The organism is Scytonema millei VB511283, assembly GCF_000817735.3.
GTDB classification, from domain to species: domain Bacteria; phylum Cyanobacteriota; class Cyanobacteriia; order Cyanobacteriales; family Chroococcidiopsidaceae; genus Chroococcidiopsis; species Chroococcidiopsis millei_B.
The window spans coordinates 136,365-160,997 of the sequence record NZ_JTJC03000007.1; the positions used below are offsets into that span (position 1 = coordinate 136,365).

23 protein-coding genes are annotated in these 24,633 nt (G+C 44.8%); 13 read left to right on the forward strand and 10 right to left on the reverse strand.

The genetic code is table 11. The features are described 5' to 3' along the window. Positions 1 to 32: 32 nt before the first annotated feature. The gene (locus QH73_RS21780; protein ID WP_039716180.1) at positions 33 to 734 is read right to left on the reverse strand and encodes an esterase/lipase family protein; all 702 of its coding nucleotides are present in this window, start codon (positions 732 to 734) and stop codon (positions 33 to 35) included. On the opposite strand from QH73_RS21780, the gene QH73_RS21785 reads away from it, so the two are divergent. The 6 genes from QH73_RS21785 to QH73_RS21810 all read left to right on the forward strand — a co-directional run bounded on the left by QH73_RS21785 (position 724) and on the right by QH73_RS21810 (position 7,172). Beyond that, the gene (locus QH73_RS21785) at positions 724 to 864 is read left to right on the forward strand and encodes a hypothetical protein (RefSeq protein ID WP_165587762.1); all 141 of its coding nucleotides are present in this window, start codon (positions 724 to 726) and stop codon (positions 862 to 864) included. The two genes, QH73_RS21780 and QH73_RS21785, sit on opposite strands and share 11 nt — an antisense overlap. A gap of 17 nt (positions 865 to 881) precedes the next feature. After that, on the forward strand, positions 882 to 1,616 hold the full coding sequence (locus QH73_RS21790) for a precorrin-2 C(20)-methyltransferase (protein WP_236147120.1): 735 nt from the start codon (positions 882 to 884) through the stop codon (positions 1,614 to 1,616). Between the two features lie 117 nt (positions 1,617 to 1,733). Beyond that, entirely contained in the window at positions 1,734 to 3,104 is a 1,371-nt protein-coding gene (locus tag QH73_RS21795) for a hypothetical protein (protein WP_132867460.1), read from the forward strand. 499 nt (positions 3,105 to 3,603) lie between these two features. Continuing rightward, positions 3,604 to 5,682, forward strand: a complete 2,079-nt coding sequence (locus QH73_RS21800; RefSeq protein ID WP_052290123.1) for a sensor histidine kinase — start codon at positions 3,604 to 3,606, stop codon at positions 5,680 to 5,682. 10 nt (positions 5,683 to 5,692) lie between these two features. Beyond that, positions 5,693 to 6,391, forward strand: coding sequence for a response regulator (locus QH73_RS29345; RefSeq protein ID WP_039716177.1), 699 nt, complete (start codon positions 5,693 to 5,695; stop codon positions 6,389 to 6,391). Positions 6,392 to 6,533: 142 nt separating this feature from the next. Further along, positions 6,534 to 7,172 carry a response regulator gene (locus tag QH73_RS21810; protein ID WP_039716176.1) on the forward strand — a complete coding sequence of 213 codons (639 nt, stop codon included), beginning with the start codon at positions 6,534 to 6,536 and terminating at the stop codon, positions 7,170 to 7,172. Here QH73_RS21810 and QH73_RS21815 read toward each other — a convergent pair. Further along, positions 7,161 to 7,586, reverse strand: a complete 426-nt coding sequence (locus tag QH73_RS21815) for a nucleoside deaminase (RefSeq protein WP_039717593.1) — start codon at positions 7,584 to 7,586, stop codon at positions 7,161 to 7,163. The two genes, QH73_RS21810 and QH73_RS21815, sit on opposite strands and share 12 nt — an antisense overlap. Positions 7,587 to 7,593: 7 nt before the next feature. Between QH73_RS21815 and QH73_RS21820 the strand changes: the two genes are divergently transcribed. The 5 genes from QH73_RS21820 to QH73_RS21840 all read left to right on the forward strand — a co-directional run bounded on the left by QH73_RS21820 (position 7,594) and on the right by QH73_RS21840 (position 16,369). After that, complete coding sequence (locus tag QH73_RS21820; protein ID WP_039716175.1) at positions 7,594 to 8,385, forward strand: ion transporter; 792 nt, start codon at positions 7,594 to 7,596, stop codon at positions 8,383 to 8,385. A 201-nt stretch (positions 8,386 to 8,586) separates the two neighbouring features. Then, positions 8,587 to 9,291, forward strand: a complete 705-nt coding sequence (locus tag QH73_RS21825; RefSeq protein ID WP_039716174.1) for a GAF domain-containing protein — start codon at positions 8,587 to 8,589, stop codon at positions 9,289 to 9,291. 508 nt (positions 9,292 to 9,799) lie between these two features. Further along, complete coding sequence (gltB, locus tag QH73_RS21830; RefSeq protein WP_039716173.1) at positions 9,800 to 14,503, forward strand: glutamate synthase large subunit; 4,704 nt, start codon at positions 9,800 to 9,802, stop codon at positions 14,501 to 14,503. A gap of 76 nt (positions 14,504 to 14,579) precedes the next feature. Next, positions 14,580 to 16,067, forward strand: coding sequence for a glutamate synthase small subunit (gene gltD / locus QH73_RS21835; RefSeq protein ID WP_039716172.1), 1,488 nt, complete (start codon positions 14,580 to 14,582; stop codon positions 16,065 to 16,067). An 89-nt stretch (positions 16,068 to 16,156) separates the two neighbouring features. Next, entirely contained in the window at positions 16,157 to 16,369 is a 213-nt protein-coding gene (locus QH73_RS21840; RefSeq protein ID WP_015155072.1) for a hypothetical protein, read from the forward strand. Positions 16,370 to 16,402: 33 nt separating this feature from the next. Here QH73_RS21840 and QH73_RS21845 read toward each other — a convergent pair whose 3' ends face one another. After that, positions 16,403 to 16,861 (reverse strand): hypothetical protein, encoded by a 459-nt coding sequence (locus tag QH73_RS21845; protein ID WP_039716171.1) that lies wholly within the window; start codon positions 16,859 to 16,861, stop codon positions 16,403 to 16,405. A 129-nt stretch (positions 16,862 to 16,990) separates the two neighbouring features. Further along, entirely contained in the window at positions 16,991 to 17,674 is a 684-nt protein-coding gene (locus tag QH73_RS21850) for an SDR family oxidoreductase (RefSeq protein ID WP_039716170.1), read from the reverse strand. A 144-nt stretch (positions 17,675 to 17,818) separates the two neighbouring features. Here QH73_RS21850 and QH73_RS21855 point away from each other — a divergent pair, with 144 nt between their 5' ends. Continuing rightward, a complete protein-coding gene (locus tag QH73_RS21855; RefSeq protein WP_132867461.1) occupies positions 17,819 to 18,043 on the forward strand; it encodes a hypothetical protein in 225 nt (74 codons plus the stop codon). Positions 18,044 to 18,048: 5 nt separating this feature from the next. Here QH73_RS21855 and QH73_RS21860 read toward each other — a convergent pair whose 3' ends face one another. From QH73_RS21860 to menD, 4 genes are all read right to left on the reverse strand, one after another. Continuing rightward, a complete protein-coding gene (locus QH73_RS21860) occupies positions 18,049 to 18,987 on the reverse strand; it encodes a GNAT family N-acetyltransferase (protein WP_039716169.1) in 939 nt (312 codons plus the stop codon). 93 nt (positions 18,988 to 19,080) lie between these two features. Next, on the reverse strand, positions 19,081 to 19,521 hold the full coding sequence (locus QH73_RS21865) for a KTSC domain-containing protein (RefSeq protein WP_039716168.1): 441 nt from the start codon (positions 19,519 to 19,521) through the stop codon (positions 19,081 to 19,083). A gap of 506 nt (positions 19,522 to 20,027) precedes the next feature. Continuing rightward, entirely contained in the window at positions 20,028 to 20,543 is a 516-nt protein-coding gene (locus QH73_RS21870) for a hypothetical protein (protein WP_039716167.1), read from the reverse strand. A gap of 197 nt (positions 20,544 to 20,740) precedes the next feature. Continuing rightward, complete coding sequence (gene menD / locus QH73_RS21875; RefSeq protein ID WP_039716166.1) at positions 20,741 to 22,549, reverse strand: 2-succinyl-5-enolpyruvyl-6-hydroxy-3-cyclohexene-1-carboxylic-acid synthase; 1,809 nt, start codon at positions 22,547 to 22,549, stop codon at positions 20,741 to 20,743. A 251-nt stretch (positions 22,550 to 22,800) separates the two neighbouring features. On the opposite strand from menD, the gene QH73_RS21880 reads away from it, so the two are divergent. After that, positions 22,801 to 23,613, forward strand: coding sequence for a fumarylacetoacetate hydrolase family protein (locus QH73_RS21880; protein WP_039716165.1), 813 nt, complete (start codon positions 22,801 to 22,803; stop codon positions 23,611 to 23,613). Between the two features lie 112 nt (positions 23,614 to 23,725). Here QH73_RS21880 and QH73_RS21885 read toward each other — a convergent pair whose 3' ends face one another. Beyond that, positions 23,726 to 24,202 carry a Tic20 family protein gene (locus tag QH73_RS21885; protein WP_039716164.1) on the reverse strand — a complete coding sequence of 159 codons (477 nt, stop codon included), beginning with the start codon at positions 24,200 to 24,202 and terminating at the stop codon, positions 23,726 to 23,728. Between the two features lie 152 nt (positions 24,203 to 24,354). Further along, positions 24,355 to 24,552: a hypothetical protein gene (locus tag QH73_RS21890; RefSeq protein ID WP_015155083.1), complete on the reverse strand. Its 198-nt coding sequence runs from the start codon at positions 24,550 to 24,552 to the stop codon at positions 24,355 to 24,357. Positions 24,553 to 24,633 lie beyond the last annotated feature (81 nt).

Below are 24,633 nucleotides of genomic sequence, written 5' to 3' on the forward strand. Positions count from 1 at the left end.
ACGATTAACTGTCAACTGTCAACTGATAACTGCTACACCAAAAAAGACATCCAACTCGGTACAACTTGAGGCGAACCATACCAAATTCCAGGGGCTTTGGGAGAATGCTTGACCCCTTCTAAAACTAAATTTTCTGCTCCCTCTAAATGAGCTGCTGCAATTGGGGTAATGCCATCACCCCAACAATTCCCTTGTCCGCAGGTCAAGCGATAGCTACTATATGCTAGCCAACTTCCTCGCTGGCGCTGTCCGAAAATGCTCTTACCAGCAACACAAACGTAGCGTACTTGTGAGCTATAAAAAGCACCAGGATAGTTATTGTTGACAAAATCGAGATTCCAGCGCGTCCAGCGTTCTTGGCTAATGTGGGGAGTTCCTAGCGTGACTAACGTGGCAACAAAGCGGTAAGCTTCCCAAGGGGGAATGGCAGCGATCGCCGCATTACGAACCAGGTATGGTTTTTCACCTAAATAAATTCGCGAGATCCAGCCGCCAGCAGAATGACCGATCAAATTCACTTTAGCTGTGTTGTATTGCCGTAAAACTTGCTCGACTGTGCGATGCAGTCGCAGCAAAATTGGAGTCATCGGTCTACCCCCCAATGTGGGGAACCAGTCTTGCCGTTGTAAGGGAACCGTAACGGTAGGAAAGCCCAACTGTTGTAACAATTGTTCCAACGGGCGGTAGGCGATCGCGGCTTCTAAAAATCCAGGTAAAATGACGGTGGGAAGCATAGTACAGTTGTCAGTTATCAGTTATCAGCTATCAGTTATCAGTGACCACGCACCACGCACCACTCACTACACCCTACACCCTCAACACGGATCGCGCACCACTCAACTACCAATGACCAATGACCAATGACCAATGACCAATGACCAATGACGACAAATGACTCCTCAATGGCGAACGGTATTCTCTACGGTGTGAGTGTTGGTCCAGGCGATCCAGAACTGATAACGCTCAAAGGATTGCGATCGCTGCAACAAGCTTCTGTAGTTGCTTTTCCTAGAGGCATTCAAGACAAACCAGGCATTGCCCAACAAATAATTGCTCCGTGGCTGCGATCGGATCAACAGCAGCTACCCTTGCATTTTCCCTACGTGCAAGATCTTGAAGTTTTGACAAAAGCATGGCGACTAGCCGCCAAGCAAGTTTGGGAATATTTACAGAAAGGTCAAGATGTAGCTTTTGCCTGTGAAGGGGATATTAGTTTCTACAGTACGTTTACCTATTTGGCACAGACGTTGCAACAAATGCATCCCGCAGCCGTCATCAAGTACGTTCCTGGTGTTTGCTCGCCTATGGCAGCAGCATCGGCGTTAGGGTTGCCTTTAACTATCCGCCAAGAGCGTTTAGTCGTGTTACCAGCGATTTATAACGTCAACGAACTAGAATCTATTTTAGACTGGGCAGAAGTCGTAGTACTGATGAAAGTGAGTTCCGTATACGAACAAGTATGGCAAGTCTTGCAACGCAAATCCCTACTGCAAAACAGTTGGATAGTAGAACGAGCTACATTACCAAATATGACAATATATAAAGATTTAAGCGATCGCCCGCACCTACAATTACCCTACTTTTCTTTACTGGTCATTCAAGTCAGTCGTCAGTGAACAGTTATCAGTTGACAGTTATCAGTTATCAGTTATCAGTATTTAATTAATTGCATTGCCCCCTTGTCTCCCCTGCTCCCTACTCCCTACTCCCTACTCCCTACTCCCTAATTACCGATGTCTACTTCCTCTCTAGTTCAAGCTCTACCTGAAGCATGGCGATCGACAAATGGACTGGCAATTTTGGGTTCGCTCGGTATTCACACCCTACTGTTGGTAGGGCTGCCTTTTGTCTCGCTAGATTCGCAAGAGGTTAACTTACAGAGCAGTATCGGAGTCGTGGAGTTGTCGCCCGAAGAACGAAGCCGCGTACCTCAAGTAGCAGCAGATCCATCTGTTATCCCGCCGCCTGTCAATACTGCACAACAGCAAGCGCCTGCACCTGCTCAGGGTTTTCAGTCAGAAATCTTACCCCCTCTGCCCGCACCATCACCTTTTTTACCACCACCGCCTGGGACTACGCCAATGTACCAAATGCCCAGTAGCGATTCTTTACCTCCACCTGCGCCTATCCCCCTACCACCGCCACCTCAAAATTTACTCTCGCAAAATCCTTTTGGACAGCCCCCAGCACCACAGCCAAATCAAGCAAATCAAAATCTCCAAATGCGGCAAATAGCGCCGCCAGCGAATGCCTTACCACCCATTCCCGATCTGCCTCGGACGCAAGATTTACAGCCTAGCCCACCACTGGCGCAACCACCCAAAAACTCACCCGATCGCGCTCAACAGGAAAGGATGGCACGGCAAAATGCCCTAGAGCAACGGTTGGCAGCAAATCGCAGCAAAGCCGATACTTCCCCAACGAGCGATCGCGAACGGCTTTTGGACGCAGCAGCGCAACAGCAAGTTCAACGAGCCAAAGAACGTGAGGAACGCGCCTCTCGCTTAGCAGCCTCTTTACAACAGCGACAACAGCGTCAATCCAATCCTACACCGACTACCCCTCCAGCCCCGAATCCAAATAGCGATCGCGCCTCTCGCCTAGCAGCCATACTCCAACAGCGACAACAGCGTCAATCCAATCCCACACCGACTACCCCTCCAGCCACAAATCCAAATAGCGATCGCGCCTCTCGTCTCGCAATACTTCAGCAACGTCTTGCCCGACCGATCGGCGCTCGACCTGACTCTAAACCCGAATCAGGATCTACACAGACAATTGCTCAAATTGAAGCCTTGCAGCAACAGTATCAAAAAGTACAACAGGCTTATCCGCAATTTGTCACGGCTGCGCCCATCCGCAAACGAGTTCCTGTATGTAATAAAAAGCTCGATGGTGGCGAGGCGATTATTGCCGCACTAACCGATCCCACGGGCAAAATTGTTATTGGACCCGACGTGATTTCTAAAGATAGTCCCAGCGCCGTACAACAAGCCGCTATTCGCTATGTCAAACGCTATCCATTCACCAAGTCGGCTGCTCCCGTAAATCAAACTTTTCGTCTAGAATTTAGCCACAGTCCCAGATTGTGTTCTAGAAGGTAGTGCAAGGATTCTGCTTGACTCTGGTGCTGAAGGTAACTGCGATCGCTCAGTTATGCTAACTAATACAATAATTTTCGGTTAAGGCAAGATCCCCCCTAGCCCTCCTTAAAAAGGGGGGAAATAAAGCCCCCTTTTTAAGGGGGTTGGGGGATCTTCGGTTATTCAGAATTATTGTAGAGTCGTATGCTTTTATCATTTAGTAAGTTCATACACATCTATCTAAAGAAGTACTTTTTAACATTTGTAAATTCGCTATTCCTAGCTTCAGACATCAATAATAAGACATCAATAAAAATTCAATATTCTTATTTTTTATGTTAGTTCTCAGGTGGTATTGGGAATGATAACTATATCGATCTAGGTGGCAATTTTTATGCATCAAATCAATATAGTTGGAGTTTCACAAACTTTTTTGGTTCGTCAACATTATTGCTAATAATAACGATCGCGAAATCACATCCATTTCCATTATCTTTGGTTAGCAATTGGGCAAGGAATCATGAATCAAGAGCCAACCCCTGAATCCCTAAGCGCAACTATTAATCACCTCAAACAACTCAACGAACAATTACAGCTCCAAGTTGCAGCACACCAACGGGCAGAGGCAGAAGTTCGATTTTTGCATAGTATTACCCAGTCTATTAATGAATCTCACGATTTTCACTCTGCATTAACGATCGCTTTGGAAAAAATCTGTCAGTTTACTGGTTGGCAGTTTGGCGAAGCATGGGTTCCTAGCTCTGACGGACAAAGTTTAACATATAGCCCTGCTTGGTACAGTGCAGACCCAGACCTAGAACAATTTCGCCGCAGCAGTGAACGATATCAATTTGCTGCCAATGTCGGTTTACCTGGGCGTGTTTGGGTGTCAAAGCGTCCTGAGTGGTTGCACATTTCTCAGGAACCAGAAACTATATTTTTACGCAAATTCATTGCAGATCGAGTTGGATTCAAAACAGCGTTGGGTATGCCAATTGTTGATAGTGGCGATCGCGTCCTAGCAGTGTTGGTATTTTTCATGTTTGCATCTTGTGCAGAAAATACCCATTTAATCGAGTTAGTCACAACTAGTGCCGTCCAGCTAGGCACTTTATTACAACGCCAACAAGCAGAAGCAGCACTATATCAAAGTCAAGCATGGCTGCAAGCAATTTTAGATAATTCCACCGCACTAATTTATATCAAAGATTTAGATGGAAAATATTTACTCGTCAATGTCTGGTTTAGCCTTCTATTCTATCCCGATCGCGCTGGAATCAAAGAAAAAACTGACTACGACATTTTTCCTCTAGAAATTGCTGCTGTCTTACAACAAAACGATCGAAAAGTTATAGCTGCTAAATCTCCGATCGATTGGGAAGAACTGTTACCGCATGAAGATGACGGTTTACATACATATCTTTCCATTAAGTTTCCTCTCTATAACGAACACGGTGAACCTTACGCGATTTGTGGGATCTCTACCGATATTACCGAACGCAAACGTGCTGAAGATGCCCTACGTTCCAGTATGGCAACAAATCGAGCTTTACTCAATGCGATACCAGATTTGATGTTTCGCATCAATCGTTCGGGAATTTTTGTCAACTTCAAAGCCGCAAAAGGCGATCGCCTACACCTACCAGCAGATGAATTTTTAGGTAAACATTTATCTGAAGTGTTTCCTCACGAAATCGCTCAAGCAGTCGATAGTTGTATACAAAAAACTTTATTGACTACCGAAGTGCAAATTTTAGAATGTCAGCTGATTGTAAATCATGAATTCAGAGATTACGAATTACGCATTGCTGTTAGTGCTGAAAATGAAGTTATGACAATTGTTCGCGATATTACCGATCGCAAGCGAACGGAAGCAGAAATTCGTCTTGCCTTAGCCAAAGAAAAAGAACTAGGAGAACTAAAATCACGGTTTGTGACGATGGCTTCTCATGAATTTCGTACGCCTCTAGCCACAATCTTATCTTCTTCAGAATTGCTCGAACACTACAGTCATAAATGGAGTGAAGATCGCAAACTCAATCATTTACAAAGAATTCAAACATCTGTAAAACACATGACTCAATTGCTAAATGACGTACTTTTAATTGGTAAGGCGGAGGCAGGTAAGTTAGATTTTAAACCAATGCTCATCAATTTAAAACATTTTTGCCACGAAGTTGTAGAAGAAATTCAATTAACGGCTAGCGATCGCCAAATTATTTTTCAGTGCCGAACAGACGATCGGATTACTGGAATGATGGACGAGAAATTGCTACGTCATATTTTTATCAACCTCCTTTCCAATGCTGTTAAGTATTCTCCTGTCGATAGTCCAGTTAACTTTGAATTAATTAGCGAGGGCGAAACAGTTATTTTTCGCGTTCGAGATCGAGGAATTGGGATTCCATTAGCAGAGCAAGAAGAAATTTTTAGTAGTTTTCACCGCGCTAGCAACGTTGGAACTATCTCTGGTACGGGACTCGGCTTAGCGATCGTGAAAAAATCAATCGATTTACACGATGGCAAAATTGCAGTTGAAAGTTCAGTTGGCTTAGGCACGGTTTTCACTGTAGTACTTCCTTTAAACAAGCAGGTATAGGTACAAAAATATGGCTAAAATTCTTGTGATTGAAGACGAACCAGATGTGAGAAATAATCTCGTAGAACTGCTAGAGTCAGAAGACTTTGATGTTGCTAGTTCGGAAAATGGTTTGATGGGAGCGTTGTGGGCGCAGCAGTATCTACCAGATTTAATTATTTGCGATGTCATGATGCCAGAAATTGATGGCTATGAGGTACTCGCTGCTCTCCGTGAAGAAGCAACAACAGCTACAATTCCTTTTGTTTTTCTCACGGCAATGGCTGATAAAGCAAATGTCCGTCAAGGTATGGAGTTAGGAGCAGATGATTATTTAACTAAACCTTTTACTAGGGAAGAATTATTAGGAGCAGTTACCACTCGACTAGCAAAACAGCAAGCCATAGCACAACAATACCAAGCAGAATACAAAAGAGCAGAAGCACTGAAACAAAGAGTACAAGAGCTACAACAATACATTGAAACAAAAGATGAAGTCTTGCAGCAATTACAGCAAAATTTGTCTAGTACTGTACCGAAACTGAATATCGCAATTAATATTCTAAAAAATATCGCACCTGGAGCGCAGCGCGATCGCTGTTTAGCAATTATTCAAACAGCCTGCGCTGAGGAAATTTCTATGCTAAGTCAACTTCCCTACTCCAAGATTTTTACAGAGGAATTATCAGAGTTGTTACGCCAATGTCAAATTACCAATGAAGAAACTTAGAATGTAGTAAGGAGCGAGGAGTGAGGGAGAAGAGGGTTATGAGTAGTGAGTGAGAAGAAGTGGCAAGCGGTACTCCGGTTTTTGACTTACGACTTACAACTTACAACTTCTCCCTTGTCTCCCTACTATTTTTCTAATTCAAATGATCCAAATCTTAGTGGTAGACGATCAAAGCTTAATTCGCCAAGGATTAAAAGCATTATTGGAATTAGATCCTGAATTAACAGTCGTTGGTGAAGCAGAAAATGGACAAATTGCGCTTCAATTAGCTGAAGAATTGCATCCAGATGTCATATTAATGGATATTCGGATGCCATTGATGGATGGCGTTGCAGCAACGCGAGAAATTTTGCAAAAACTTCCGCAGATAAAAGTTTTAGTTTTAACGACTTTTGACGATGACGAATACGTACAAGCAGCGATCGCTCACGGAGCTATGGGGTATTTACTCAAAGATACACCTTCAGAGGAATTAGCTGTAGCTATCCATGCCGTACATAAAGGATATACGCAATTGGGACCGGGAATTGTAAAAAAACTCCTAGTATCTCCTCTGTCTGTACCAAAACCTCCCCCTCCACCAGTACTGCAAGAACTCACACCTAGAGAATTAGAAATTTTACAATTAATTGCAGCGGGGGCAAATAATCGCGAAATTGCTCAGAAACTATTTATTTCTGAAGGAACGGTCAAAAATCACGTTACGAATATTTTAAATCGATTGAATCTGCGCGATCGCACTCAAGCTGCAATTTTTGCAAATACTTTTCTATTTAAATAAATCCACACATTCCTGTCGCAATACGCCTTTTGTCACGCTAATCTTTCTAAAAGATTTAGCAATTATCTCATCACACGCTAGATCGATCTGCGATTGGTTCACCGAGATCAAATCTTCGATTGAAGCCCCAATTATAATTTCTGATACACCTGCCCATACGCAAACACTCGCACACATCGGACAAGGTTCACCTGTAGCGTATATCGTATATCCCTCTAAAGATGGAGTTTGAATTTTAGCTGTTAAACTACGAATGACATTCATTTCTGCATGAGCAGAAGGATCGCAATCTCGCTTAACTGTGTTATACCCTTTAGCTACGACTTCGTTATCTTTGACGATTACAGCACCGTAAGGAGAATCGCCCTGTTTTGCTTCTACCAAAGCTAATCGCATAAAATCTTCAGGTGTCATCTGTGTCATGTTACTCAAACAGCGTGTAGGATTTTATTTAGAAGATATTGAAACGCCCGCAGGTCGGACAACCACTTTAATTATTACAGGTTTAGTCCTACTATCTTCTGCTATTTTTGTTGCCGATACATATCAAATTCCTCCTGCAATTCGCAGCCTACTCGATTTTTTTGATACGCTGATTATTTTCATTTTTACTCTAGAATACTTATTGCGGCTTTGGTGCGCGGAAAATAGACTGCAATATGTTTTCAGTATTTATTCTATTATCGATCTGATGGCAATTCTGCCAATCTTTTCAGGAATTGTAGATGTTAACTTTAGTTATATTCGCTTGCTGCGATGGTTCCGTATTTTAAAATTAGTTCGTTTTCTGCAAGGGAGAACTTTATTTGGTCGCATTGGCACAGAAGACACCGTTATATTTGCTAGAATTTTATTTACTTTATTTGCGATCGTTTTTGTTTATTCCGGTTTGATTTATCAAGCCGAGCATTCTATCAATCCAAAAGTATTTCATACTTTTTTGGATGCGGTGTATTTCTCAGTGGTGACGATGACAACTGTAGGATTTGGTGACGTAACCCCTATATCCCAAACAGGTAGGTTTCTCACAGTTCTGATGATTTTAACTGGAATTGCCCTAATTCCTTGGCAACTAGGCGATTTAATTAAACAATTAGTCAAAACATCAGATCGGGTAGAGACAAATTGTCCTACTTGTGGGTTAGCATTGCACGATGCTGATGCTCGGTTTTGCAAAGCTTGTGGCACGAGATTAGAGAAGATTAAAAATTGATTTTCTAGAGAGCAAGTCGCAAGTCAGCAGCATCTAGCCACCAGCCACCAGCCACTCTCAACTCATAGAAGTACTACTTTTGGCATAGGAACATATGCTTGAACCAGAGTATAATAGCTCAAGTAAAAAATGTTTTTTAGTAAAAAATGTTATTTTTGTCAAGTTAAGATTTGTACTTCAGTTTCAATTTAGGGCAGTTCTATGGTTTTGTGGGCAGACTACGATAACTTTCCCATACCTTATAAGGGATGGAATGTGGCTGTGGGCGAAAAATATGTAGGTGACAGACGACAGATGGCAAGTGCCTTCACGAAGCTATTGGCATGGCTGCGAGAGTATATGTCTGTTGACACTGCTACACTCCTACTACCAGATGAAGATCGGGAAAATTTGCTCGTATACGCTACCGTTGGACTTGAAGAAGAGATTACACAAAAAATTCGTATTCCTATCGGTCAGGGTATTGCGGGTAGAATTGCTGCAAGTAGGAAATCGATGGTGACTGACAATCTATTGGAAGAGGAGATTGTCAGTCCGATTTTACGGCAGAAAGGACTGCACTCGCTCGTTGGCGTTCCCCTACTAATGCGAGAAGGTATGGTTGGGGTTCTACACGTCGGTTCGCTTCAAGAACGCCAATTTACCGAACGCGACATACAGCAATTGCAAGTCGTCGTTCATCGCCTCAAGTCCATCATGGTGACAGCACAATTTAACTACCTTTCTTGTTCTGCCAGCCAAACAGATCTTCATAAATATGTAGATCGAATTATATCGTTGAAGTATCGCTACCAAGTTCAAAATATATCATCTGCTCTACAGCAGCCTTTAAACAGCTACTGGTTTATTGCAGCGTGCAAATGTCTTGACATTTTCAGATGTCAGTATATATTGACATGCCATTGAGTCACAAAGAGTAGTGTCGTTTTTTAGCTCTGAAATAGTTACGAAAATTAATATCAAAGGCGATCGTACTTCCGTAAGAATCGATACAATAAGCTTCTTGTAGGAGTCGATTTTGCCTGTGAAGTCAAAAATTCAATTAGTAAATTAGCGATCGCACTCGATTGCTAAGGTTTTTCAGAGGTAAATCAGAACCAAAATTTATTGAGTTTCGTTTGGTTTTGCGATCGTGAAATTTAAAGAATTGAAATTTAAGGAATTGAAATCTTTCGTTAACAAGCGTTTCAAAAATTTGTAGGGGTGCATAGCTATGCGTCCCTACTACAACAGATAACTAATAATTTCCTTAAGAGCTGAACATTTACATCTCTACTCGTTAGAGAATGCAAATTAGAATGCACCTCGATCGTCAGGTGTAAACTTCCTACACCCCATATTCCTGTCAATAACTTCCAACTGCCGACTGCCAATTTCATCACGACCCTTCATTGCCACGGATAAATCGCCAATTATGAATAGCAATCAACTACCACCAAAACAGGGACTCTACGATCCACAGTTCGAGCATGATGCGTGCGGTGTAGGATTCATCGTTCATATGAAGGGCAAGCAATCGCACGAAATTGTAGAACAAGCACTGACGATTCTGTTAAATCTCAATCACCGTGGCGCGTGTGGTAGCGAGATTAATACAGGCGATGGTGCTGGAATTTTATTGCAAGTCCCGCATAAATTTCTCAAAAAAGTTGCAACGGCAGAAAATATTAACCTGCCAGAAGCAGGATATTATGGCGTTGGTATCATTTATTGTGCGCCAGATGCCGCAGTCAGGGAGCAGAGTCGGCAGATATTTGAGAAAATTGTGGCGGAGGAAGGTCAAAAAGTTCTCGGTTGGCGTGACGTACCGACAGATAACTCCTCATTAGGTAACACCGCTAAAGCTAGCGAACCTTTTGTACAGCAAGTTTTCATCCAACGTGCTGACAATTTAACCACTGAAACAGATTTCGATCGCAAACTATACGTCATTCGCAGACGTTCTCAAAACGAAATTCGCACCACCCAGATAGATCCGTATTGGTATCCATCGAGTCTTTCTTGCCGCACAATTGTTTATAAAGGAATGTTAATGCCCGTGCAGGTAGGGCAATATTACCCCGACTTGCAAGATCCCGATTTAGAAAGCGCCCTAGCACTGGTACACTCTCGTTTTAGTACGAATACATTTCCCAGTTGGGAGCGATCGCATCCCTATCGTTACATCGCTCATAATGGTGAAATTAATACCCTGCGCGGTAACATCAACTGGATGCACGCGCGGCAATCTTTGTTTGAGTCAGAATTATTTGGCGAAGATTTAGAGAAGCTAAAGCCAGTCATCAATATGGACGGCAGCGACTCGATGATCTTTGACAACGTGCTAGAGTTGCTTACACTCGCAGGGCGATCGCTTCCTCATGCGGTGATGATGATGATCCCCGAACCGTGGACGGCGCATGAGTCGATGAGCGAGGAGAAAAAGGCATTTTATAAATATCATTCCTGTTTAATGGAACCGTGGGACGGTCCCGCGTCAATTGCTTTTACCGATGGGACGACAATCGGCGCAGTACTCGATAGAAATGGCTTGCGTCCGTCACGATATTACGTCACCAAAGACGACTTGGTAATCATGGCATCCGAAGCGGGTGTATTGCCAATTGAACCAGAACGTGTAGCGTCGAAAGGACGCTTGGAACCAGGGCGGATGTTTCTGGTAGATATGGCACAAGGACGGATTATTGCCGACGCAGAAATCAAACACCAAATCGTCACCGCACATCCGTATCGGGAATGGTTGGATGAGCATATGGTGGCATTGGCGGGAGTCGGGAGTCGTAGGGGCGGGTTTAGCGAAAGATTAACAGATGAGGCGAACGACCTTCACTCAAAACCCGCCCGTACAGGAGTCGGGAGTCGGGAAGAAGGGGACAAGGGAGAAAATGCCTCTTACCCCTCACTCCTCACTCCTCACTCCTCACCCCTCATTCAGCGTCAAATGGCTTTTGGATACACCTTTGAAGAGTTGCGGCTGTTGTTGACTCCCATGGCAAAGGATGGAGTTGAGGCAGTAGGTGCGATGGGTGCAGATACGCCATTGGCTGTTTTATCCGACCGTCCCAAATTGCTTTATGATTACTTCCAACAGCTGTTTGCTCAGGTGACAAACCCGCCGATTGATTCAATTCGGGAAGAGATTATCACCTCGGCAGAAACGACAATTGGTTCGGAACGAAATTTACTCAAACCAGAACCAGAGAGTTGTCGTTTAATTGAATTGAAAACGCCAATCCTTAGCAATGAAGAGTTGGCAAAACTGAAATATATCAATGAAGATAATTTCAGCTCCGTGACGATTCCCATCCTGTTTAACCCAAAAGATGGGGTGAAGGGATTAGAAACAGCACTGGATGAAATTTGCAGCCAAGCAGACCAGGCGATAACATCTGGTGTCAATATTATTATCCTGAGCGATCGCGGTGTGGATCGCGATAATGCCCCGATCCCAGCATTACTCGCAGTATCCGGTTTGCATCACCACCTGATTCGCACGGGAACCCGCACGCGGGTAGGAATTGTCTTAGAATCGGGAGAACCACGGGAGGTACATCATTACGCCGTTCTGCTCGGTTACGGCTGTGGGGCAATTAATCCTTATCTGGCGTTTGAAACAATTGAAAGTTTAATTCAGCAGGGTTCGCTACTCGATGTTGATTTCAAAGCTGCGTGTAAGAACTACGTCAAAGCCGCAACTAAGGGTGTGATTAAAGTTGCCTCCAAAATTGGAATTTCTACCCTGCAAAGCTATCGTGGAGCGCAAATTTTTGAAGGTATCGGCTTAAATCAGTCAGTCATTGACAAATATTTTACCTGGACGGCATCGCGAATTGAAGGTATAGATCTAGAAGCGATCGCCCAAGAAGCAATTTTACGTCACAATCACGCCTTCCCAGACCGTCCCACCAACGGACATACGCTAGATGTTGGGGGTGAATATCAATGGCGCAAAGAAGGTGAGGCGCATCTATTTAGTCCGCAGACAATCCACACGTTGCAAAAAGCTGTCCGTGAAGGAAATTATGACAGTTACAAGCAATACGCCACCCTGGTAAACGAGCAAAATCAGCAGTTTTTTACCCTACGCGGACTATTGCAATTTAAAGCACGTCAGCCAGTTCCAATTGAAGAAGTCGAACCAATTGAAGCAATTATGAAACGCTTCAAAACGGGGGCGATGAGTTATGGCTCAATTTCCAAAGAGGCGCACGAAACCCTGGCGATCGCTATGAACCGGATTGGTGGTAAATCTAATACTGGGGAAGGTGGCGAAGATCCAGAAAGATATACTTGGACGAACGATCTCGGTGACTCAAAAAATAGTGCCATCAAACAAGTTGCTTCCGGTCGTTTTGGCGTAACCAGCTTGTATTTGTCCCAAGCAAAAGAACTGCAAATCAAGATGGCGCAGGGGGCAAAACCAGGGGAAGGCGGACAGTTACCAGGACGCAAGGTGTACCCCTCAATTGCCAAAGTCCGTCACTCCACGCCAGGGGTAGGACTGATTTCACCCCCACCACACCACGATATTTACTCGATTGAAGACCTTGCCGAGTTAATTCACGATTTGAAAAATGCCAACCGTCAAGCACGGATCAGTGTCAAGTTAGTCTCTGAGGTTGGTGTAGGCACAATTGCCGCAGGGGTTGCCAAAGCGCACGCTGATGTGGTACTAATTTCTGGTTTTGATGGTGGTACGGGTGCTTCGCCGCAGACTTCAATTAAACACGCGGGGCTACCTTGGGAACTGGGGTTAGCAGAGACGCATCAAACTTTGGTGCTGAATAATCTGCGATCGCGCATCGTTGTCGAAACAGACGGACAGATGAAGACGGGGCGCGATGTCGTTGTCGCTGCACTGTTGGGTGCAGAAGAATTCGGTTTTTCCACCGCCCCCCTCGTTTCCCTCGGCTGTATTATGATGCGCGTCTGCCACCTCAACACCTGTCCGGTGGGGGTAGCGACACAAGACCCACAACTGCGGCAGAACTTTACGGGCGATCCAGAACACGCCGTCAACTTTATGAAGTTCATCGCCCAGGAAGTGCGAGAAATTATGGCACAACTCGGTTTCCGCAGCTTGAATGAAATGGTCGGTCGCACGGACGTACTAGAGGCAAAACAAGCGATCGCCCATTGGAAAGCAAAAGGCATCGACTTGTCAAAAATCCTCTACCAGCCGCAAGTTGGGGCGGAAGTCGGGCGTTACTGTCAAATTCCCCAAGACCACGGGTTAGAACAGTCTCTAGATATGACAGTATTACTGGAATTATGTCAAGAGGCGATCGAACACGGTAAACCAGTCAAAGCCACTCTACCAATTAAAAATATCAATCGCGTCGTCGGCACGATCCTCGGAAACGAAATCAGCAAACGTCATTGGGATGGTTTACCCGAAGAGACCGTACACCTACATTTCCAAGGGAGTGCGGGACAGAGTTTCGGTGCATTCGTCCCCAAAGGCGTAACCTTAGAACTCGAAGGTGATGCTAACGATTACCTGGGTAAAGGACTCAGTGGTGGCAAGATTATGGTTTATCCGCCCGTAGAGTCTACATTTATCCCAGAAGAAAACATCATCGTCGGTAACGTTGCCTTTTACGGTGCAACCAGTGGCGAGGCGTATATTTCCGGTGTCGCTGGAGAACGCTTCTGCGTGCGTAACTCCGGTGTCAATACCGTTGTGGAAGGCGTAGGCGATCACGGTTGCGAATACATGACTGGTGGTAAAGTCGTCATCTTGGGTACTACCGGACGCAACTTTGCCGCAGGGATGAGTGGAGGTGTTGCCTACATCCTCGACGAGAAAGGCGATTTTGCTACCCGCTGTAATACGCAAATGGTAGGACTGGAAAGACTCGAAGATCCGGAAGAAATCGCGATCGTGCGGCAAATGATTCAGAAACACGCCGACTATACCCACAGCCAGAAAGCAAAGCAAGTTCTCGCCAACTGGGAAGATGCGATCGCCAAGTTCGTCAAGGTGATGCCGAGAGACTACAAGCGCGTACTGCAAGCCTTACAGCAAGCGATCGCCTCCGGCTTAAGCGGTGACGATGCCCTCACCGCCGCCTTTGAAGAAAACGCCCGCGATGTCTCCCGCATCGGTGGCAGCTAATCAGTGACCAGTTAATCCCGACTCCCGACTCCCACTCTTCCACTCCCGACTCTCCACCACGCACCACTTTCTTACTATGGGCAAACCAACAGGCTTTATCGAATATCTCCGCGAAGTAGCTTCAGAAATTGCGCCACGCGATCGCATCCACAACTGGGACGAGTTTCACATCCACATGCCAGAGGAGAAACTTCGCACCCAAGGCGCACGTTGTATGGATTGTGGCGTACCGTTTTGCCACACGGGTACGGTCATCAGTGGCATGGCAAGCGGTTGTCCGATTAATAACTTGATTCCTGAGTGGAACGACCTGATCTATCGCGGACTCTGGCGCGAAGCACTCGATCGCCTGCACAAAACCAACAATTTTCCTGAATTTACAGGGCGCGTCTGTCCTGCACCGTGCGAAGGTGCTTGCGTACTGGGAATTAACAATCCTCCCGTGACAATTAAGAATATTGAAAATGCGATCGCCGATAAAGGTTGGGAAGCAGGTTGGATCGAACCCCATCCCCCAGAAAAGCGCACGGGTAAGAAAGTTGCTGTTGTCGGTTCGGGTCCGGCAGGACTGTGTGCCGCAGCGCAACTCAATACAGCAGGACATTGGGTAACGGTATTTGAACGCGCCGATCGCCCTGGCGGATTGCTGATGTATGGTATTCCCAATATGAAACTCGACAAGCGGGAAGTCGTCCAGCGCCGCCTCAATATTTTGGAACAGGAAGGCGTGAAATTTGTTTGCAACACCGAAATTGGCAAAGATTTACCTGCGGCAGATCTTTTAAAAGAATTTGATGCTGTAGTCCTCTGCGTCGGTGCGACCAAACCCCGCGACTTACCGATCGAAGGACGAGAACTGAAGGGAATTCACTTCGCAATGGATTTCCTCACTGCCAACACCCAAGCAATTCTAGATAACCACAGAGGCGATAATTTCATCTCTGCTGCCGATAAAGATGTCGTGATTATTGGTGGTGGCGATACTGGAACTGATTGCGTCGGCACGTCGATCCGCCACAGTTGTAACAGCATCGTCCAATTGGAAATTATGCCCCAACCACCCCTCACCCGTGCCGCGAATAACCCGTGGCCCGAATATCCCAAAATCTACAAAATGGATTACGGGCAGGAAGAAGCTGCGGCTAAATTTGGCGCTGACCCCCGCACATACATCACCACTGCTACCAAATTTGAGGGCGACGAGAACGGCTGCGTCAAAGCGGTCCATACCGTACAAATAGAGTGGACGAAAAACGAAAAAGGACAGTTTGTTCCACAGCAAGTTCCTGGTACAGAAAAAGTTATCCCCGCCCAACTCGTTCTACTAGCAATGGGTTTCCTCGGACCCGAACAACCTCTAATTGATGCCTTGGGACTCGATCGCGACCCCCGCAGCAATATTAAAGCAGACTACGGTAAATATGCTACCAGCATCCCTGGAGTCTTTGCCGCTGGCGATTGTCGTCGCGGACAAAGCTTAGTCGTCTGGGCATTCAACGAGGGTCGCGGTGCAGCCCGCGAGTGCGACCTCTATCTCATGGGTAGCACGGATTTACCTTTTTAACAGTTATCAGTGATTAGTGACTAGTGACTAGAAAAGAGTCCAGCCACCAGCCACTAGCCACCAACCACTAGCCACCAGCCACTAGCCATATGACCAAGATCTCTCCCAGAACTATCTATCACAACCTCAGACTGTTGGAACAGGTTAATGCTGCCACTAGTGCTGTTTACAGACAACTGGCACAAGAAGTCCTAGCCGATCCAGAAGTGGAACTCGTCTGGCGACAGGCGATCGCTAATCGACTCAACCACGCCAACCACCTACTCGAAATGCAGATGGCTAACGATAACGATAGTTATTAAGGCTAAGAAAGGTTAACAGTTGACGGTTAACGGTTAACCGTTAACCTCAAAGTCGATTTCTCGACATTTTGCCTCAGCGTCTTTAAATGCTGCGGCATAATCAGCACCACCTAGCATGACATCGCCATAATACTCGTAAGGGGCTTCTCCATATACGGGTAAGGGGTCGTCTTCGGGGTAATCTTCTTTTGACTCTTCTATGGTTGCCTTGAGTTGTGGCACGGTGAGGCGCTGGGCGGGGAAGTAATAGAGTGTTTCAATGTGGCGATCGAGATGGGGAAACGTCGGATCGACAATGCGATCGCCTAGTTCGAGCCAGCCATACTCTACCATTTCACACGCTGCGCTGGCAAAGACTAAAAAGCCTTGCACGTAGACCGATCCCTCCATCAGCAGCGCGGCTTTGTAGGCATTATCAAAACATTTAGTTGCCTTACTCTTAATCCGTTTGGCAACTTCCATCGAAAGAGGCACATCTAAAACTTTACTCATAACCAGCTTTTGTTACATCTCAATTTCAATTCTTGAATGTTTTGACTTTTGTACGGGCGGGTTTACCAATTGTCTCTGACTACGACCAAATATTGCTGGCAAACCCGCCCCTACGAATGCATGTCTCAATCAAACCGGAACCGTCAACGGCATACCATTATCCTTTGCGCTCAATTTCAGTAGAAATGGTACGGCTTGCTTCACCCAATCTTTTATCGCAGTATAAGCCGCTGCTTCTTCTCCATAACAAATTTCCAGCATATCTGTATGAATAATGCCAGGGTTGAGGGGAATTGCTGCCATCCCAGCGGGTAATTCCTGCGCTAAAGACCTAGTGAGTCCCTCGATTGCCCATTTTGAAGCACAGTATGTGGCAACTTCTGGAGAAGTGGAACGACCCCAACCAGAACTTAAGTTGACAATGACACCCCGATTTTTCTCCTTCATGGCGGGGACAAAGTGACGGATAACGTTTACGACTCCCTTGATATTGACATCAATAAGGCGATCGCATTCTTCCACGGGAATTTGCCAAAGTGGGGCTAGAGGATTAATTATAGCTGCATTATTAATTAGTAAATCTGGCACACCGTGACGCGAAAGTACTTGTTCTGCCCAAGTTTTCACCTGCTGGTTATCGGCAACGTTTACTACCATAAAATCGTGCGGCGAATTATGCTGCTGAGATAGTTTTGCTACTGCTGCCTCAGAACGGGCGCAACCTACAACTGCATGTCCGGCTTGAATGAATCCTTCCGTCATGGCAAGCCCCAAACCGCGACTTACCCCCGTGATGACAATCAGTTTAGTCATGATGAAACTTAGCGTAACTTTACTTTACTAAAAAACTGGTTTGCAGTAGTAGAAAGCGTACTTCCCCCTCAAATTATCTTACGAAATGCTTGAAGCTAATAGTCTTGCTACCTGGTTTAGAGAAGAACAGCAAAAAACTGAAACTTGGTATCTTGCATCTACCAATCCTTACCAACAGTCAGGTTGGGGAAGCACGCCCGAACGCTGGCGCTGCGGACGAGTAGTTACAGTAACCGCAGCCGTCTGCAACAAACTTTTGACGTTACTCAATATCTCAAACAACTTGGTTATCCTGTAACAGGAAATGTTAGCAGTCAAGAAGAAGATGGTTGGATACTGACTCGTGTTGCATGGATAGAAAAGCATTAAACCAACTAGCGCCAATCATCTAAAACAAATATATCAGGACGATGATATCCTGACTGATTTGGTCTGTGCATTGCGACTCCAGTAATCTCCGTCCGAAAATCCCGCGCTATCATCCGGCGGTATGCTTCATGATGACTCGTATTCACCCCAGCGACTAAGCGCGACATACTCATCTGTACGGTCAAAGTTTCGCACAGATCTAATAATTGCTCGAATCTTTCCTCTACATTCTGTCCCAAACGGACAGCCCCAAATTTAACATAGCAAGTATCGCCGCCCGCCTCAGTTCCTGCACCGCAATGACAAACAGCCAACCCTGCTAAACCCTTCTCATCCCCAAAGAAAACTGTGTCACCCAGTTTTTGTGTGTGTACGGTAATAATTTCTGGCGACAGATCTAATCCTGGATAAATGTTATCCGTAAGAGTAAAACCCTCTTTTAAAATGCTCGATCGCTGCTCTCGATCCATTTGAGAATATCTTATAACTTGCGGCACTGACTGAGGCTGTTGTACGGTTTTAGCCATAATTACAGTTAAGAACCGCTGCCAAAATCCAAATTTTTGATACAGTGCGTGGTGCTTGGAACTGTTAGGAAAGGTAAATAAACCTGCCTGGTGGATATTCCATGTATCGAAGCATTCTACAACTGGTTCGATGAGACGCTGAGCAATCTTTTGGTTCCACCAATCGGGATGAACGCTGAGAGGACCAAAAGACGCGCAACTACCCCACCGAGTTGCTAAATTAGATCCTATAATGCCATCTGCGATCGCTGCAAAAGCAGATGATGGATTTGCGTGCCAACGACCTCGGATAAAGTTTGCATCGCCGCCAAACTCCATTGGATCGGGCAGTCCGATAAAAGTGCCGAAAGCCAATTTAAAAACGCGATCTGCTGCGGGGAGTTCGCTTTCTTGAAGTTCGCGGATTGAGACTTCCATAACTAGGGTATCTCTTGAAGGGCGATCGGGTTATATCTTCCTTCATTACCCTTCAATACCTCATAAAGTCACAGAAAGTTTAAATAATATAGGTTAGCAACATTCTTCTTCGCTGTAATCGCAATCGATGTAGTCAATTCGCTGGCAATCGTATTGACCTTTAATATTGCTGTTATAAAATCTTCCTAAAGAATCGGTTTCTTGTAAAGCTTCCCAAGTTTCCGGTTCTACATCTACATACTGATATACACTGCCACTACTAAACTCAACTTGTAAGATGCGATCGGTGCAGTCATAACCAATTGATGTTGCCATTGTAGATTGAACTGGTAGCAATTTTAGAGGTTCAGATGCAGCAGGTAATGCATTGGTATTAACCAAAGAATTGACGTGTTGCAAACCTTCATAAGCCTCGATCGGGGCGGGAACTTCCACTAACTCAAACTCATCTCCTCGGTCGATTAATAGTCCTAAATAACCATCTGAATGACCGACAGCTACAAGATTACCCAGATCGAGCTTAGAGAACTTCATCAGGATTCTAACCCTCTGTATTTTTAGTACAATTGTACTTAAAAGCATGTGTTTTGTATAGTATTAAGGCGACATACTGCTCTCTTGCTTGCCCCTTGCGAAGCAAGGCTTACTCAAAATACGTACGCTGTCTCAGGTGAAAAGCTACAGATTTAAGCCTGAGTTATATTTAAACTTTTATTTCTATTAACTAAGTTTCATTGCTATTTCGATCTAAATCTACAAAAATCTTTCAGTATTATAAAATACATAGTTTCGGAGTATACAAATAATATGGCAAATTTAAATAGACTGGTACAAGGTGTATCGCAGCAATTCAGCCAAAATTCTTTGAGTTGGGGTTCTCTATTGGTTTGGATAAGTGCGTTAGTCGTGATAATGATGTTAATGGTAAGATTTTCTCAGGTTTATTAAGTTTGTTGTGCTTATTTTAAAAAACAATATAGCAGGGAGCATCTTACAAGAGCATTTTGCACTTGTAGGACGCTCCCTAGCAACAAGATTTACTATCGACGCTCGATAATATTTCTACCCCAATTACCGCGATCGCCCGTACCAGTCCAGTAGTACCAAAAAAATTTTGGCGTGAGTCTTTTCACTGGATGAGGTTCTAATTGATATCTTTGTGCTACCATCGCTCCATTAATTCCCCTCAACGCCTCGCGATTAGTATAGCCCAAATGGTCTTTAGAAATCTCAATTTGTTGAGCGCGACGAAAGTTAATTAAAGCCGTATTGTAATCACCCCTAATTCCAGCTCGAATTCCAGTTTTCATTAAGCGCGTATAGTCTTTCCCATACCCAGGAATAATTGCTAATGGTGGTGGTAAGCAAGTACTATCTTTTGCTTTGCGGCTAGGAACTGCACCAACTGGAACGGGGTAAAAAATCTTACAGTCTGATGGGTTGTTTTTATAAAAACTACTGCGAAAATACTTCGGCTCTCTTGTTGTTTGAGCCTGAGTCGGTATCGCTGTTGCGATCGCAATTAAAGTTGCTAAGGTAGCAGAAATTCTTTTCATCAGTTATCACCTATCAACTATAGCAAGCCTAAACGATTCGTGAATTTCGCGTGTCGATTGCTGACAGTTGACAGTTAACCGTTAACCGTTAACCGTCAACCACCACAACGAGCTTGTTCACGATTCAAACAGGATCGCTATATCAGTTATCAGTGACAAATGACAAATGACGAATGACAAATGACCAATATCTAACTTCAAATTCCTTTGACAAATTTTGCTAAATTTGCTTGTCGCCATTGAGCATCAGCTTTTCTGTTCGTTCTCAACTCTAAAACTCGAATCCCACTTGCTGGTAAAAACTTTAGCCTTTGTTGCAAATCTTCCCAAGTGGTAATTAATTCATGTTCTACACCATAAGTCTGACAAAGGCAAGCAAAATTAATATCTTGTGGCGTAGCAAAAAACTCTTCAAAGGGTGGATCGAACTGAGAAATTGGCAGCATTTCAAAAATTCCGCCACCATTGTTATTAATCAGCACAATTGTTAAATGACCCTTAAGTTTTTTGCCAATGAGAAAGCCATTGGTATCGTGCAATAAAGCTAAGTCTCCAGTTAACATGACACTGCTTTGATTGTGATGAGCAATTCCTAAAGCAGTAGATAAAGTACCATCAATGCCATTTGCGCCTCGATTCACAAAAGGTCGCACGCCGGAATTACTAGGCATCCAAAAAAATTCTACATCGCGCACGGGCATACTATTGGCAATAAACAGTGACGTACCAGGGGGGAGTATTTGAGAGAGCATCCAAGCTACCTTACCTTCAAACGGCTGATTCAGATTTGCGATCGCCCCGTCTACAACACCTCTTACCTTAGTCTCTAAGTCGCACCATAACTGAAGATAGTCGCTAGGCAACTTTGGCTCCGTAGGATAGATTTGAGCTAACTGTTCCACACAAAGGCGCAAATGAGTCGTTTTGCCATGTAGAGGGTCTAGATTTTGGTCGCTAGGATCGACAATCCAACGCTGCGGTTGAGTGCGATCGAGCCAACTACGTAATTCTTTACTTGTCGGCAATTCCCCGATTTGGATCGCCACATCAGGCTTGAGTTTATCTGCTAGTTGCGGCTGGCGGAGAATTAAATCGTAGGTAGAAATGAGATAAGGATTGAGTTCGGCATAGTTTCTTGCTGGAGATAACCCTTCCGCTAGAACTGGGAACTTCAGTGTTTTAGCAAGTTGAGCGATCGCCCCACAATATTCTCGCGGGTTCTGTGGTTGGGCAATCCCAGCGATGATAATGCCGCGTTCGAGTTGTTGCCAGGAGACGGGTAGGGGTGGGTTTAACCCAGATGTCTCTTGGCTCGTAAACAATCTAGACAAACCCACCCGTACAGGAGTCGTAGGGGCGATCGGCTGTGCGTCCGCACGGAGATCGGCTTCGATCCCAGCAAAAAAGTCGTCTAATTCTAGTTGAGAGGATATAAATTCAGCATTATCGCCATCGGGTATGGGTGCGAGGGGGTCGCGAAAAGGTATATTGAGATGAACGACACCAGGGACGGGGTATAGCGCTCGTTCCCATGCATAAATCGCTGTTTGACGCAAATATCGGAGCGTCGAGATTTCTAAAGATGGTAGAGCTAATTCTGCTTGCCAGTTAGGATAAGAGCCAAATAACTTTAACTGATCGATCGTTTGTCCAGAATGGCAGTGTCTCAATTCAGGAGGTCGATCGGCTGTTAGAACTATTAAAGGCACTCGACTTTCCCTTGCTTCCACGATCGCGGGATAGCAGTTAACTCCAGCCGTACCGGAGGTGACGACGACAATTACAGGTTTACTCGTTTGTTTAGCAATTCCCAAGGCGAAAAAGGCAGCAGAACGCTCATCTAACACGGAAATTGCCTCAACTTCTGAGGCTTGCACAAAAGCAATTGTCAGTGGAGTAGAGCGCGAACCAGGACAAATGACAGCAGTAGTGAGTCCCAACCGTCGCCATGTTTCTACCAAAATAGAGGCACAAGCAGAATTTGTATTTCTTAAATCGATTGACATTGCGATCGCACAAACTATTAAGTAGTCATCAGTTATCAGTTACCAGTTATCAGTTACCAGTTATCAGTTATCAGTGACTAGTAATTTCTCCTCTACCCCTCTCCCCACACTCCCCACACCACACTCCACACCCTGTTTACTACTCACTTCCCACTTTCTCTCGACTAATGAAAAAATGCTTTGTAAAACTATCAACACAAAAATTCACGCTCAAACGCTAGAGTAAACGATCAGGTATCTAATAACACTTTATGGCGCAACGCTACATTCGAGTTCAATCTCTAGAGGGACGCATCCACTACGGCATACTCCAACTTAGCTTGGAAGTTTTGCTATTAGATGCTCCGCCTTGGCTACAAGGACAGCCTACGGAGGAAAGCTTAACACCAGATGAATATCAGATTCTCGCACCTTGCGCTCCCTCCAAAATCGTAGCAGTGGGTAAAAACTACGTGGAACATGCAGCAGAAATGGGTTCAAGCGTACCGAAGGAACCTTTGTTGTTTCTGAAGCCACCTTCAGCAGTGATTGCCACGGCGACTGAAATCAAATACCCGCAACAGTCGCGGCGGGTAGACTATGAAGGAGAATTAGCTTTAGTGATTGGCGATCGCACGTCAGATTGTACGCCAGAACAAGCACAGAAAAAAATTTGGGGCTACACGATCGCCAACGATATCACGGCGCGAGATTTACAAAGGCAAGACAGTCAGTGGACGCGAGCCAAGGGATTTGATACCTTTTGCCCCCTCGGTCCCTGGATCGTCAGAGAAATCAATCCATCTGCCCAGCTACAGACATTTTTAAACGATAACCCCCAACCCGTACAATCTGCCAGTATTGAAGAAATGGTTTATTCTCCAGCTGTCCTCGTGTCCTACATCAGTCAAGTCATGACGCTGTTACCTGGGGATGTCGTCTTGACTGGAACTCCTCCTGGAGTAGGAGCGCTGAATGCAGGCGATCGCATCCGCGTTGAGATTGAAGGGATTGGTCGCTTAGAAAATACTGTAATTTTAAGGTACGCCAACGAGAATTCTGAATCGACAATTCAAAACTTATAATTTTTTCCTGACTAAAGCGACAAGATTGTTAAGAGCAGTAAAATGTGCAATCGACTTTCAGAAAATAAATAAGTCTCTTGCACTCAGAGCGCCAATGACCGATGACAAATATCTATCTCACCTGCATGTGAACTGCATCAGAGAGAGCAGGAATTTCTGCATATTTTCCTCTTAGAGACTGAGTCACAGCAAACGCTACAGATGCCACTATTCCAAGGAAAATTGTACTAGCTATAGTCTGTGTGGCAAAACTAGCCCCAGGAATTGGAGCCAAAATTGGCAGTACCAAACCACACAAAAATATCACAATATCAATTAAGATTGCTTGCATGGTATTGAAACGAATAAAGTGGCTGATGCTTTCATTTCTAACTACCAACAGATATAAAGCAAAAAAGACAATTAGACTAGCAAAAGGTATACTACTGTATATTTGCAATAAAGGTATCAGCGGTAGAAATAGATATTGTAGAACTGGAAATTCTCGCAGTAAGAAAACGCCAAAAGCAAATCCATGCATCAAGGGCAGCAAATATGGCAAACAAGCAAAAATTCGCTCTTGCACCGTAGTAGTCCCGCGCCAAGCCATTATTTATTCTCCTAACAGACTCTATTTTAATTTAACTCTTCATATGCACAGGATAGCGCAGGTTTTATAGTTATCAGTTGTCAGCGACCAGCAACCGATGACCAGTGACTAGTGGCTACTAATTGCGACTGGCGACTTGCTACGCACTACCATCATTCAACATTGGCAATGCGGAAGCCCATCATGCATTCGTACTGATCTGGTTGTCCTGGGGAGAGTTTAGGTACAGCTTGACCACAGCGTAATTGTCCTTGTCTCCAACGTGGCTGTCCAGCACGATCGGCAAGCAAACAGCTTTGGCAAACTTGCTGAGGGGCAAGGATTCGATCTTCCATCAAAATCACTAACATCCAGATCCCTCCAGAATATCCCATAATCCCTTAAGTCAATTTTATGCTAGTCACTCAGAAAGAGTGTTATGAGGCATACAG